General features: G+C 40.5%; 12 protein-coding genes. 5 read left to right on the top strand and 7 right to left on the bottom strand.

All coding sequences use genetic code 11. The features are described 5' to 3' along the window. The first annotated feature begins 11 nt into the window (after window positions 1–11). Both NSU11_RS06835 and NSU11_RS06830 read left to right on the top strand, forming a co-directional pair. Entirely contained in the window at window positions 12–929 is a 918-nt protein-coding gene (locus NSU11_RS06835) for an AraC family transcriptional regulator (RefSeq protein ID WP_024424710.1), read from the top strand. A gap of 178 nt (window positions 930–1107) precedes the next feature. Beyond that, window positions 1108–1569, top strand: a complete 462-nt coding sequence (locus NSU11_RS06830) for a YkyB family protein (RefSeq protein ID WP_008356877.1) — start codon at window positions 1108–1110, stop codon at window positions 1567–1569. A 36-nt stretch (window positions 1570–1605) separates the two neighbouring features. Here NSU11_RS06830 and NSU11_RS06825 read toward each other — a convergent pair whose 3' ends face one another. From NSU11_RS06825 to NSU11_RS06815, 3 genes are all read right to left on the bottom strand, one after another. After that, window positions 1606–2514, bottom strand: coding sequence for a chemotaxis protein (locus tag NSU11_RS06825; protein WP_024424709.1), 909 nt, complete (start codon window positions 2512–2514; stop codon window positions 1606–1608). Window positions 2515–2587: 73 nt separating this feature from the next. Then, window positions 2588–3898: an MFS transporter gene (locus tag NSU11_RS06820; RefSeq protein WP_034281575.1), complete on the bottom strand. Its 1311-nt coding sequence runs from the start codon at window positions 3896–3898 to the stop codon at window positions 2588–2590. Between the two features lie 125 nt (window positions 3899–4023). Continuing rightward, a complete protein-coding gene (locus NSU11_RS06815; RefSeq protein ID WP_024424707.1) occupies window positions 4024–4563 on the bottom strand; it encodes an RDD family protein in 540 nt (179 codons plus the stop codon). A gap of 301 nt (window positions 4564–4864) precedes the next feature. On the opposite strand from NSU11_RS06815, the gene NSU11_RS06810 reads away from it, so the two are divergent. After that, window positions 4865–5017: a hypothetical protein gene (locus NSU11_RS06810; RefSeq protein WP_162842519.1), complete on the top strand. Its 153-nt coding sequence runs from the start codon at window positions 4865–4867 to the stop codon at window positions 5015–5017. 63 nt (window positions 5018–5080) lie between these two features. Here the strand turns inward: NSU11_RS06810 and NSU11_RS06805 are convergent, their stop codons facing one another. Beyond that, a complete protein-coding gene (locus tag NSU11_RS06805) occupies window positions 5081–5965 on the bottom strand; it encodes a cation diffusion facilitator family transporter (protein WP_024424706.1) in 885 nt (294 codons plus the stop codon). A gap of 293 nt (window positions 5966–6258) precedes the next feature. On the opposite strand from NSU11_RS06805, the gene NSU11_RS06800 reads away from it, so the two are divergent. Beyond that, a complete protein-coding gene (locus NSU11_RS06800; protein WP_024426854.1) occupies window positions 6259–7428 on the top strand; it encodes an aminotransferase A in 1170 nt (389 codons plus the stop codon). 25 nt (window positions 7429–7453) lie between these two features. Here NSU11_RS06800 and NSU11_RS06795 read toward each other — a convergent pair whose 3' ends face one another. Together NSU11_RS06795 and NSU11_RS06790 are read right to left on the bottom strand one after the other, a co-directional pair. Then, window positions 7454–9283 carry a PAS domain-containing sensor histidine kinase gene (locus NSU11_RS06795; RefSeq protein ID WP_034623336.1) on the bottom strand — a complete coding sequence of 610 codons (1830 nt, stop codon included), beginning with the start codon at window positions 9281–9283 and terminating at the stop codon, window positions 7454–7456. Window positions 9284–9439: 156 nt separating this feature from the next. Further along, on the bottom strand, window positions 9440–11566 hold the full coding sequence (locus tag NSU11_RS06790) for a penicillin-binding protein 2 (RefSeq protein WP_185854366.1): 2127 nt from the start codon (window positions 11564–11566) through the stop codon (window positions 9440–9442). 337 nt (window positions 11567–11903) lie between these two features. Between NSU11_RS06790 and NSU11_RS06785 the strand changes: the two genes are divergently transcribed. Next, complete coding sequence (locus tag NSU11_RS06785) at window positions 11904–12704, top strand: CAP domain-containing protein (RefSeq protein WP_041108781.1); 801 nt, start codon at window positions 11904–11906, stop codon at window positions 12702–12704. 61 nt (window positions 12705–12765) lie between these two features. Here the strand turns inward: NSU11_RS06785 and NSU11_RS06780 are convergent, their stop codons facing one another. Next, window positions 12766–13638, bottom strand: a complete 873-nt coding sequence (locus NSU11_RS06780; protein WP_024426850.1) for an NAD(P)-dependent oxidoreductase — start codon at window positions 13636–13638, stop codon at window positions 12766–12768. Between the last annotated feature and the right edge of the window lie 11 nt (window positions 13639–13649).

Genomic DNA, 13649 nt, shown 5'->3' with positions numbered 1-13649 from the left:
TGAGGAGAATTATGCACAACCATCATTTTCTGATTGACTGCAACCTGAAAGAATTAACGGAGCATTCCACGACAGCATGGCCTATTGCTCTTTATCATACGAAGATTCGTCATCATAGAAGCGGCTATATTCCTCTTCACTGGCATGACGAGTTTCAATTTGTCTTTATTTTAGAGGGTGAGGCTGAATTTCATATCAATGAAGAGACATTATATGTAAAGCAAGGAGATGGCATTTTCATCAATAGTGGCTGCCTGCACATGGCAAAAGATGCGAATGGGACGGCATGTACTTATGTTTGTTTAAATGTCTCTCCCTACTTCATCACAGCGAATGAATTATTCACCACTTTTGTCCATCCTTATATGCATGCGAGCCAGACAGCTTATATTTTACTCAACCAAAAAGATCACTGGCCTAAACATATTTATCAATGTATTCAAACCATTCAACAATTAATTGATGAAACTCCAGTCTATTATGAACTTGAACTCAATATTCAGCTCATCACCATTTGGAAAAGCTTATTACAAAATGGCTTCCAAATGAAACATGATGCGCGTAAACACGATAAAAACGAACGGATGAAACACATGCTGAAATGGATTCATCAGCATTATCATGAAAAGATCCTTCTCCAAGATATTGCTCGTGCAGGACAGCTTAGCCGCTCAGAATGCTGCAGATCCTTCAAAGACATTTTAAAGAAATCACCTATGCATTATGTAAATGAATATAGAATTCAGCAAAGCCTCATCCTGCTTCAAGAAACGGATTTCACTATCACAGAAATCGCTTACCAAGTAGGCTTCAACAGCACAAGCTATTTTATCAATTTGTTTAAAAGAATAAAAAATACGACACCTTTAGCATATAGAAAATTAAAACAGCTGGATCTTCTCCAAATAAAACAGGTAGAGGAAAACTGATGGCAGATAGCTTGTTTACTAAAAAGCAGAAGGTGTTTTAGACCTATCATGAATGGCAATTGTAAATACAAGCGATGAGAATCCCATCGCTTTTTACAATAACTCTATTTGCAATTTACTAATAAAAACGTATAATTTATACTAAGCACAGGAAGACGAAAGACAAAGGAGAGAAAAAATGGACGATTATGCTCATACTAAAGACATAGAACCTACAGCAGAAAACATCGCAAAAGCCATTTATACTGTTAACCGCCATGCTAAAACCGCACCAAACCCCAAGTTTCTTTATCTTTTGAAAAAACGCGCGCTGCAAAAACTATTGCAAGAAGGTAAAGGAAGAAAAGTGGGCCTACATTTCTCTAACAATCCCAAGTATAGTCAACAACAGTCCGACGTGCTGATTGAAATTGGAGATTATTATTTTCACCTGCCACCAACGAAAGAAGACTTCGAATTTTTGCCACACTTAGGAAATTTAAATCAATCATATCGCAATCCGAAAGCGAATATGTCATTAAACCGAGCAAAGCAAATACTTCAAACGTATGTCGGTTTAAAAGAAAAACCTGCCGCCACAAAACAAAAATCACATTACACAAAGCCCGTCTTCAAACGTCTCGGGGAAAGTTATTTTTAAACAGAAAAAACCACTCATACCGAGTGGTTTTTTAGTTTAGATAATAAAATGATCGACTTTTTCAATCAGCTGATGAATTTCTGGTTTACTGATTTGATCATCTGCCCCGATCGTTTCCCCTTTATGACGCAAATCTTCAGTGATTAACGAAGAGAAAATAAGAATCGGAATGGAATTTGTTAAAGGATTGTCCTTCAGCAGTTTTGTTAGCCGGTGGCCATCCATTTTAGGCATTTCAATATCCGTAATAATCATATCAATTTCTTCTGTGACACTGATTCCTTTGCTGACAAGGTCCATGACATGATCATATGCCTGTTTGCCATCTTCAAAGGTCACAATGTTTTTATAGCCTGCTTCGGTTAATTCATTTGTTAATAAACGCATGAGAAGCGGAGAATCTTCAACGACATACAGTTTCTTCCCTGTTCTTCTCTCGTCTTTCTCACCGTCAAACATATGATACGTATCAACACCAGAAGCGGATTCAATATCATAAATGATTTTTTCGTAATCTGGAAGGAAAATCATTTTTTCATCAAGCTTAATGATGCCCGTTAAATGACGGTCCATCCCTTGATTGAGTGCAGTCGGCTTCTCAATCTCTTCCCAGCTGACGCGGTGAATTTGTGATACCGTTCCTGTATGGAACACAAATTTCCGTTGGTTGAATTCAGTCACAATATATTTCTCTTGTTCTGACTGATCTGACTCGACATTAAAAAAGGAAAATAGATTGATGACTGGTAAAATCTCGCCTCGTAAACTAATCATCCCTTCTACATCTTGGTGAGAGTGCGGTACAACCGTCACCTCAACCGGCTGAATGATTTCTCTTACTTTCATGACGTTAATGCCGAATTGATTTGCACCAATTTCAAACTTCACAATTTCCAATTCATTGGTACCAGAGTCAAGTAAAATTTCTTGTTTGTTTAAAGCCACGGAAATCCCTCTATTCTTCAATATAAGATTGTACTTTTTATATCGGCAGCATAGGTAAAAAGTTGACGTTTCTTTACGCTTTCTCTCGAACGAATTGATGAATCACAAGTCCTATCGCTGCAAGGATGAGCAAAGACCCTAGTGCAAGGCGGCTTGCGAGATTTCCGTGCTCTGCAAACAGCAGGGTAACTGAGCCATAAATGATCGGCCCGATAATGGAAGACACCTTCCCTGAGAATGCAAAGAGGCCAAAAAACTGTCCTCGCTTTTCCTTCGGTGTCAGTTCAATAATCAAGATTCGTGATGCCCCCCAGCTTGCGCCAAGTGAAATCCCGAATAAACTGCCCGCTATCCAGAAGACCCATTCGGTTGCCGCTGTCACAGCCAGAATGAGCGCCACAATTAAAATGACATACACGACTGTAATCGATCGCTTTGCCCCTATCGCTTTTGTGATATATCCAAACAGAAAGGAGCCAATGATACTTGAAATGGTCGACACAAGATAGAGCAAAATAAATTGCCCAGCGGTAAAGCCAATGATGATTTTGGCATAAACAGCCATCATCGCAATCGCTGTTTGTAAAGCATCATTCATAAAAAAGAAAGCAATCATAAAGATAAAAGCTGGCTTGTACTTTTTCATCTCTTTAAACGTGTGAATAATCTCTTTATACCCGCTGAAAAAAGACGCCTTTTTCTCTCGCTGAGGCAGCGGATGAGGATCTTTTACAAAAAAGAGAAAGGGTAGAAAAAAGAGAAGGAATAAAAGAGCTGTCGGAATAAATGCTTCATGAAACTGGTCATTGCCGACAAGTAAATAAACAGAGAGACCGACAAGTGTTCCTAAATAGCCAACGGCGATACCAAATCCTGAAATAAGCGGGATTTCTTCCTTTGTCCCAAGATCAGGCAAAATGGTGTCATAGAAAACAAGACTAGAATGATAAAAAAACTTTGCGATCACAAACAAAGTGACCACGACTAATAAAGAAACAGGCAGCCCAAACCATTCACTTGAGAAATCAATCCCAGCAAAAATCCCCATCAACAACGTACAAGCAATACATATGAACGTAAACACCGTAATGTAGCGTTTCTTTTTCCCTGTACGATCAATCAGCACTCCGTATAAAGGTGTAAAAATGACGAGAAAAAAGCTGGCTAGTGCGTTTGCATAAGAAATAAAGGTGCTGGCGATCTGGTCCATTCTCGCACTGTCCCCGATCGTTTCCTGCAAGTAAAATGGGAAGAAAATGGTGATCATATTTGATGAAAAGATCGTATTTGCAAAATCATACAACGCCCAGGCCAGCACAGGTGCTGTCAAAAACAGCCCAAAGCCTGCCCCTTTTTTCTGTGCGGTCTTTTTTCCTGTTCTCAATCGATTGTCTCCCTTCCCTGCCTCATTTTTCACTATCATTCTATTTTATGTGCTGTTTCCCTCTTCCATACGATCGATCTATGAAAAAAAGCACCTCTTACCATATAGCAGAGGTGCTTTTTTCATTATTTCTTCACAACAATGGTACTTGCAATCAAATCGTGAAGTGCTTGTTTTTTTTCTGTGAAGAAAGCAATGATATAGCCAATATATAAGATCGGAGACAAAAAGCCTTTTGCAAAGAAGCGGCCAGTTGCACGTCCGAATGTGACCTTTTCGCCTGTGACTTTTGTTACTTTGATGCCGAGAGCCATCTTTCCAAGTGTTCCTTGCAATTTTGATGATTCCATGATGGCGTAATAAAGCCATGTCACCACGGTACCCATCAAGATTGCCCCTATATAGAAAAAGATCAGTCCCATAATAGCTTCCCACTCCTCATCCGTTATGACGGTTGAAGAATAGTAATAACTGTCGTCATCCATCATCATTGCTGCCTCTGGGCTTGAGATAAAAAAGACTGACGCCAAAATAAACATGATAAATGCAATTGGTACGCCGATAATGATACCGTCCAAAAGGTGTGCAAGAAAACGATAGCCTACACCTGCTAGCTCAGGATGCTTCTTTTCTTGTATGTGTGGTTCTGTTATGTTGGTTTCCATCCTATTTCTCCTTTATTATGTATGTTTTCTATAAATTTCTTATAATCATTCGTTATTATATCCTATGAATATAGCAAGATCAATGGAGCTTTACACTTTTACATACATTTTAGATCAGTTTGATCTAAGCGATTTATGTGAATAAATACTGAAAATTTGTGAAAAACATGGCACTTCTAGTTCTTTTACCTCCTGATTTTTTAACATTTTGTGATATTTTCGTCTTGTTTCCATTCTTCTGTTGACAATGATTCTTCAAATGGTACAATAGTCAAGGATTTTTTAAAGAAAGGTGTTCATGATGGGAACTGTCGTATTATTAAAGAACAACGAAATGACTGTAATTGAAGATATTTGCGAGGCTGATTTTTTAGATATGAAGCATGGTTTGTCAAATGATGACACAGCTTATATCTCTTGGTATGAAGACTACGATACTGCTTATGGATATTGATTTCATTTCATAGATGAAGCGTAAAAAAGGCGATACAACCTGAGAATAGGTTGATCGCCTTTTTTACGTTTGTGCGCTTCTTTCACTTTCAGGTTCCACATGAATAAAGATTTGTGCATGCGGAAATTCCAGCTGAATCTTCTCTTCAATTCGATCACATAATTGGTGAACATCTTCAATCGTTGTCTTTCCATCTACAATCAAATGAAAATCAATATATTCCTCGGCACCAGACCGCCTTGTTCGAAAGTCATGATATTCAATAAATTCTTGACTAAATCCTTGAATGATCGCTTCGATTGATTGTTCTTCCTCTGGTGTTAACCGAGCATCAACAAGCGGCGGGAAGGCTTCCTTCATGAGTTTAAACGCTTCACGCATAATAAAGAGGGCCAGAACCATTCCAATGATCGGATCTAGGAAATACCAGTCGGTTAATGCCACAAGCAATAAACTAAATGCCACCCCTAATGACGTAAACACATCCGTTAAAAGATGCAGTGCATTTGATTTCATGGCAACTGAATGTACTCGCTCAGCCTCTTTGTTCACAACCCTCGATACAACAAAATTGATGAGCGCGCCTAGCAGCATGACCACAATGCCAAGCACAGGCAGCTTGACTGGCTCTGGATGCATTAATTTGTGAACACATTCGTATATAATCCAAATGCCAGCAACGAAAATCAGCAGTGTCTCAATCGTTCCAGAAATATTTTCGACTTTTCCATGTCCATAAGGATGTTTAGAATCTGCTGGCTTTCTTGAAATACGAACAGAAATAAATGCAATAAACGATGCCATTAAATCGAGAAACGAATGAATGGCTTCTGATAAAACCGCGACAGATCCGGTTAATAGACCCACAATGATTTTTAAGATGACAACAAATGTGTTGCTCAGCACGGATAGAAACGCGATTTTCGATGTCTTCGCTGATTGTTCCATCTATCGTCCTCCTTTAGGAGATCGTATGTCTATGAAAGCAATTCCCATGACCCTGATTCTCACGTTCTTTCAGTTTACGCAGTTTTGCCGTTTTCTAATCATCTTCATCACAGCCTGTATTTTCTCTTGAGGTTACGCTATAATAAATGTTGCTCTTTCTTTAATATATCACTCATGCGGTGATGGATAGGAGAATAGACTACATATAACGATATCCAGTGCCTTTCGCAGGTGACATTTATGCAGTGAATGGTAAAATAGGATAAAAACATAAATTTTTAAGGTGATGAGAAATGGAGCATTTGCTGAATCCAAGAGTAAAGGATATTGAAATTTCAGGCATTCGAACATTTTCAAATCTCGTATCGTCATATGAAGATGTCGTTTCATTGACGATAGGCCAGCCCGATTTTTATACGCCGCATCATGTCAAAACAGCTGCCAAAGCAGCCATTGACGAGAATTTCACCTCATACACTCACAATGCTGGTTTCCTAGAGCTAAGACAAGCGATCCAGCATTATATCAAGAAGAAAGTGAATCTTGATTATGATGCAGAGTCAGAAATCATTGTGACGACAGGTGCAAGTCAAGCAATTGATGCTGCGTTTCGAACCATTTTAACAGAAGGCGATGAGGTCATTTTACCTGGACCTGTATACCCCGGATATGAACCGATCATTCGAATGTGCGGTGCCATGCCCGTACATATTGACACAACGAATGCCGGCTTTAAATTGAATGCCAAGCTGATTGAGGATGCGCTAACGGAAAAGACAAAGTGTGTGGTTCTTCCTTACCCTTCAAACCCGACTGGTGTCACGCTTTCAGAAGAAGAATTGAAAGAAATTGCCCAGCTCCTTGAAGGAAAAGACATCTTTATTTTATCCGATGAAATCTACAGCGAGCTGACATTTGACCGGCCGCATCATTCAATTGCCTCTTTCTTAAAAGAACAGACCATTGTCATCAATGGACTGTCTAAATCTCATAGCATGACTGGATGGAGAATTGGATTTTTATTTGCTTCAGCTCCAATTGCTAAACATGTATTAAAAGTACATCAATATAACGTGTCTTGTGCCTCGGCTGTCTCACAAAAGGCGGCACTTGAAGCTGTGACAAATGGTGTGGATGATGCACTGATCATGAGAGAGCAATATAAGAAAAGACTCGATTATGTATATGATCGGCTCATTTCTATGGGGCTTCCGGTGATTAAACCTTCTGGCGCTTTTTATATTTTTCCATCCATTGAATCGTTTGGGATGAGTTCCTTTGATTTTTGCATGGAGCTGTTAGAAAGTACAAGACTTGCGGTCGTACCAGGCTCTGCTTTCTCTCCACTCGGCGAAGGGTATGTGCGCCTGTCTTACGCTTATTCACTTGAAACGCTGAAAGAAGGACTTGACCGGCTAGAACAATTTGTACTCGAAAAACGTTCTATTCATTCGCTAGATTGAAACAACGGCTCTCTTGCCGTTGTTTTTATTTTGCAGGAAACATGATGTGAAATACGGTGCCCTTTTCAGGCTGACTATCCACACGGATCGTCCCGTTATGATTTTCTAAAATATTAAATGTGACCATGAGGCCAAGTCCGGTTCCTTTTTCCTTTGTGGTTAAAAAGGGCTCTCCAATCCGCTTCATCACCGATTCAGGAATGCCGATCCCTTCATCACGAATCGTGACAAGTATTCCATCACCTTCTGCTTTGGCTGTGATGTCTACCTTTCCTCCGTCCGGCATGGATTCTACGGCATTTTTGATTAAATTGATAAACACTTGCTTGAGCTGATTTTGATCCCCGTTCATCAGGAGACCCTCCTCTATCTCACTTGTGTTCATTAAAATGCCATTTAAGTTCGCTTGTGTTTCTAACAAGGCTGTGACTTCGCTGATGATTTTTTTCAAATCAAGCGTCTGCATTGAGGACGTTTGCTGCGGTTTCGCCAGCATTAGCAGCTCACTCAAGATAATTTCTATTCGGCTCAGCTCAGAGAAAACAATCTCGAAGTATTGATCGCGATCTTTTGTTTTCGGTTTAATGAGCTGTAAAAAGCCTTTGATGGCGGTCAATGGGTTTCTGATTTCATGTGCAATGCCAGCCGCCAATTGGCCTGCAATCGATAATTTTTCAGAGCGGAGCATGAGCTCTTCTGTCTGCTTACGTTCGGAGATATCTCTTAAAATAATTTGAACCGCTGTTTCTCCAAAAAATGTAGTTGGGATACAGACCATTTCTGTATAAATCAGCTTATGTTTAAACGTATGACAGCTCATTGTGACAATCTCAGAATCTGATGCTCTTTCAATAATACGTGATAAACTCTTTTTGACCTTTTGCTGATCACAGGAATGAATTTGATGAAAGATATCCTTTCCTATTAATTTATCGTAATGCTCGGCTTCAAATAATTTAATGCCAGATTCATTCATAAACACCCACTTGTGATCATGGATGACCGCAATCGTATCAATGGAGTTTTGAATGAGCAGCTGATACCTCTCCCGGCTTTTTTGAAGAACGGTTTGAAATTTTTTACGGGATGAGATGTCCACGAGCAGTAAAAGCTCTGCCCGCTGATTTTGATAAATCGTCGGTGATGACTTTACCTCAATATGAATACTGCTCCCATCTTGACGCTTCCATATCTGTTCAATCATTCCGACTGGAAGTCCTTGCTGCAGCCTTGTTATTCGGCTTCTGACAATGTCATGGTACTCTTCAGCAATAAAATCAAACGCGGACTTGCCGATCATGTCATCTCTTGCACTTACCCCCATTAATTGCAGCATTGCATCATTCGCATACACAATTTTCCCTAAAGTCGTAATACATAACGGATTTGGCAGCATGGCAATCAATTGTTCAGCTTCACCGACATTTTGGAAAGCCGGCAGACTGCCTAACGACTGTTCTGCTACGTTTGATGTTGTTTGAAATGCTGCTTTTTGGGGCTCAGTATCCAGCACCCTCATTTTCAGGATCATTTCTCTACTTACTTCGTTGTCTAACCCATCACAAGCAACAAAATCAATGCTTGCTTCGATCCATACAGCTGTCAGATCACTTCTTAGCAGTCTAAAGTGGCAAACCTCTAGCATGTGCTGATTGTAAAAATAACTTTCGACGAGAAATTGATCTTCGGTATGAACAAAGTCTTTCAAAAAACACCCTAGTAAATCCTTTTGTTCATAGAGCAAAAGCTGCTTACAGTTGGAAGAAATGTAGAGAAAGCGGCCATTAGAAGAAAGAACGGCATGTAAATCGATGTTCGAATACAATTGATTCGAATCTTTCATTTGTTGTTCCATCGTCGTCCGACCCTCCTTTTCATTTTTTAGGGTTGTCCTTAGATTGATGTATAAAAAAGATTCGCTAGAAAACCCGTATTTTCCTTCTGTCATCGAGGGAAACGTCCATATTTTCAGCAAAAAGGGAGCACTTTCTGCTGCTGTGCTCCCTGCGGTTTATTGTTTTTCATATTTCTTTTGTAATTCAACGTACTTATCCACAATTTTACTCGGGATGTTTTTAATAACAGGATCCTTATCTGAGACATAAGGTGTCACGACACTAAACGCCACCTTTGGATTAGAAGAAGGATAATATCCTCCAAAGGTTAAGTTGTACGTTGAATTTCCCCACCAGCTGCGGTTGGCACCATAGTAGAACGTTTGCGCTGTACCTGTTTTTCCCGCGACATCATGCTGACCAAACCGGCCAGCGGCAGTTCCGCCTGTTGATGTGACCATTTTCAGTCCCGTTTTTACGCGGTCAATATCTGCTTTCGAGTTGTTAATCGTATTCAGCACCTTCGGCTCATATTTTTTTACGACTGGGCCTACTTCATCCTTCTTCGTTGGAAGATGAACACTTTTCACTACTCTTGGCTGAATACGGCTTCCTCCATTGGCGATCGTTGACATGTATTGTGCCACTTGAAGCGGTGTATACGTGTCATACTGACCAATTGCTTCATCAAGCAAGAGTCCGCCGACCGTCTTAGGATGCGTCTGCATCCCGCTTGATTCCTGCGGCAGATCGATCCCCGTTTTCACGCCAAGACCGAATTGCGCATAGTAGTTTCTCATTTTTTGTAAGTGCTCAGGCCTTGCAGGTAACGGTCCATCCTTTTGATAGGTGATGCCCGCCATTCTCATCGCTACTTGGAACATGTAGACGTTGGAACTTTTTTGGAGTGCTTGAATGTCGTTAACCCATCCAAGAACTTTGTAAGACTGTTTCGGCTTTCCATTACTCCCTGCAAAATAGAGCGGTGTATCCATATAGGCTTGGTTGTGTGACATCCCGTCCTGATAACCGCCAAGTACTGTGGCTCCTTTGACAACAGAGCCCATTTCGTACTGGGTCGTAAATGTTCCGATCGCATAATCTGTGACGTCTCTGCCGTCCATTTTCTTGCCTGACATGGCGAGAACATCCCCTGTGTGAGGGTCCATCATGACGACAAAGGCACGATCCATCATATAGTTTCTCGCGCTGGCGGATCTAAGCTCTGATTCAACGATTTTGTCGACTTCCTTTTGCAGCTCCATATCAAATGTCAGCGCAAGATCAAGTCCTCTTCGTCCTTCTGTCCGCTTGATTTCATCGAGCAGCTTCCCGCCAACCTGTGTATATTGAACGGTCGCTTTCTCTGGGTTTAGAAAATCCTCGTATTGATATTCTAAATAGCTCTTCCCTACCCGGTCATTTCGCGAGTAGCCTCTTGCCATATAGTAATCTTCACGCTCTTTAATGATTCCTTGCTCTGGTGTAGTCACACCGCCAAGTACATTATAAAGGGTCTTTTCATACGGATATTTTCTTGTCCAGTCGTTGATGACGTTCACACCAGGCAGTTCATCAAGATGCTCTGAGACAAGTGAAATTTCTTCATATGTCAGGCTTACGGATGAAGTTTGTTTTGATTCTTTCGTTTCATCGAGTAAAGCCACTTTTTCGTTCCCTTTTTTCTCTTCGTTTGGGTTCATTGCCTTCACGATTTGGGGCTCAAAGGCATATCCGCCTGTAAATCTACGGTAGATCGCTGCAACAGCTTTTTCCTCTGCATCCTTTTCGATCGCTTTGACTTCTTTCTTTGGGACACGCTCTACTTGAAGCGGATAGACATCCTTTGCATCGATATCTTTTTTCTCCGCTTTTGAAATGAGTTTATCCGCTTCTTTCGGATGGCTCGCCAGCCAAAAATCTCGAATGTCACGCTCTCTCAAAAAATCAGTATCCATTTTTATATAAGTCGCAAGTTTTCTTGCTACCTTAATCTTATCCTCCGCTTTCACACCGCTTTCTGATGTATAAACGATGGCAGGTACACTTTCGTTATCAACGACGACTCTTCCTCTCGCGTCATACATTTTTCCTCTTGGAGACGGGTATGATGCTGTTTTGACCTCTGTTCGGTTGGCTTGCTTTTTATAATCTTCACCATTGACGATTTGCAGCACACCAAGCTTGATCACAAGTCCAGCAAATAAACTAAATACAGCGAAGAAAAAGAGATTAATTCTCCAGGCGTTCCGGCGCTTGATTTTTTTTTGCTCGGCAGCACCTTGATGCTGTTTCTCTCCCACTTATGTAGCTCCTCTCATCCTTTTCAATCTTTTACAATTACCACTCATTATTGTAACACTTTTGTAATAGTTGTTACAGCGAAACGAGTGAAAAAAAGCTGTCAATCCCTAATCTGCAAAAAAATATACTAACACTTTAAAATAATGGTATGTTTATGTCGTTTTCTTTAAATGGAAGAATTCCCTATCCTTTGATATGAAGCGGCTCTTACGATGACTTTAACAAAAATGACAAACTTGCATTGTCAATGGAGGATGCTGGTACGTTTATAACAAAAAGTCCATGTTATGATTTTTTGTGAGAAAACAAAACAAAGATTTTAGGAGGAGTTACAATATGAAGAAGAAATCATTCTTTTTTTCAGCGCTGACAGCTGCTGCACTCATCACATTCACTGGAGGACATTCAGCTGATGCGAAGGAGCTTAACCTGAAACAAGTAATAAATGTACAGCATCAAGCTATTGATCTTCATACACTAGCAGCAAAATTACATATCTCTTCAGATGTAAACAAGCTAAGCAAGTCGAATCAAAAAGAGATCGAAGCTCTATTAAACAAACTGATCAAAAGCGGTCAACCTGTTACAGGAACAAAAGTAGTAAAAGAAGTAAACAAAGCAAAACAAGAACAAAAACAAGAATCAGTGAAAAAACCAACTGCTTCTAAACCAAGCACTCCAGCAAAAGAAAATACAAACAACAACAGCAACACAAAAGCTGACCAAAAAGACACAACGGCATCAAAAGCAGACAGCAGCTTAAATGCATTTGAAAAAGAAGTGGTTGAGCTTACAAATAAAGAGCGTGCAAAACAAGGCTTAAAGGCCCTTTCTGTTGATTCTAAATTAAGCAAATCTGCTCGCGCAAAATCTCAAGATATGAAAGATAAAAACTATTTCTCTCATACAAGCCCAACTTATGGATCTCCATTTGATCAAATGAAGCAATTCGGTATCACTTACAAATCAGCAGGTGAAAACATTGCCCAAGGTCAAAAATCTCCTCAAGAAGTTGTGACAGCATGGATGAACAGTGAAGGCCACAGAGCGAACATTTTAAACAAAAGCTACACACATATCGGTGTTGGTTATGTGAAATCTGGCAACTACTGGACGCAGCAATTCATCGGAAAATAATATCAAGAAAACCTGTCCCTATTTGGGACAGGTTTTTAGTTTGTTTTGAGGATGCTGCAAACTATTTGACCCATAATTTATAGATGCTCTGGGTCCCGCTGTTTTCTTCGCCCTGTTCGCTCAGCTTTTCATAAAGGGACTTCGCAAGTGAGAGCCCTGGCATTTCTTCCCCCATCAGCTCTGCTTCTTCAAGTGCAATGCCCATATCTTTGATAAAATGCTTCACATAAAACCCTGGCTCGAAATCGCCTTTCAGCATTCTTGGTGCAAGGTTTGACAAAGACCAGCTGCCGGCTGCACCTGTTGTGATGCTTTTGAGCACCTGCTCTGGATCAAGCCCTGATTTTTCGGCATAGGCCATTGCCTCTGCGACACCGACCATTCCTGCTGCAATGGCAATTTGGTTACACATTTTTGTATGCTGACCGCTTCCTGCCGGTCCTTGATATTGAATGTTTTCACCCATTTGCTCAAATAGCGGCAGACAGGCTTCATAGGCTGACCTTTCTCCGCCGATCATAATGGCCAGCGTGCCATTTTTGGCTCCTATGTCTCCGCCTGATACAGGTGCATCTAATGTAAATATACCTCTTTCCTTCGCTTTCAACTCAATTTCTTTTGCAAGCTGAGGCTTCGATGTTGTCATATCAATGAGATATGTACCTGGCGCGGCATGTGCCACAAGCCCATCTTCTCCTAAATAGATCTCTTCTACATCAGATGGATATCCCACCATTGTAATGACGGCATCTGCACTTTCTGCAATCTCCTTTACTGCCGGCTTCCATGATGCGCCTTTTTGAATCAATGCGTCTGCTTTTGCTTTCGTTCTTGTATAAACGATCACTTCATAGCCTGCATCCATTAAATGTCCTGCCATACTGCGACCCATTACACCGATTCCTATAAAACCAACTGTTTTGATTTGTGCCATCACTTGTTCCT

The organism is Bacillus sp. FSL R5-0712 (genome assembly GCF_038593285.1).
In the GTDB taxonomy this organism is placed as follows: Bacteria; Bacillota; Bacilli; order Bacillales; family Bacillaceae; genus Bacillus; species Bacillus safensis.
Note: the sequence above shows the minus strand (reverse complement) of the source record. Positions and strands in the feature narration are given on the sequence as shown.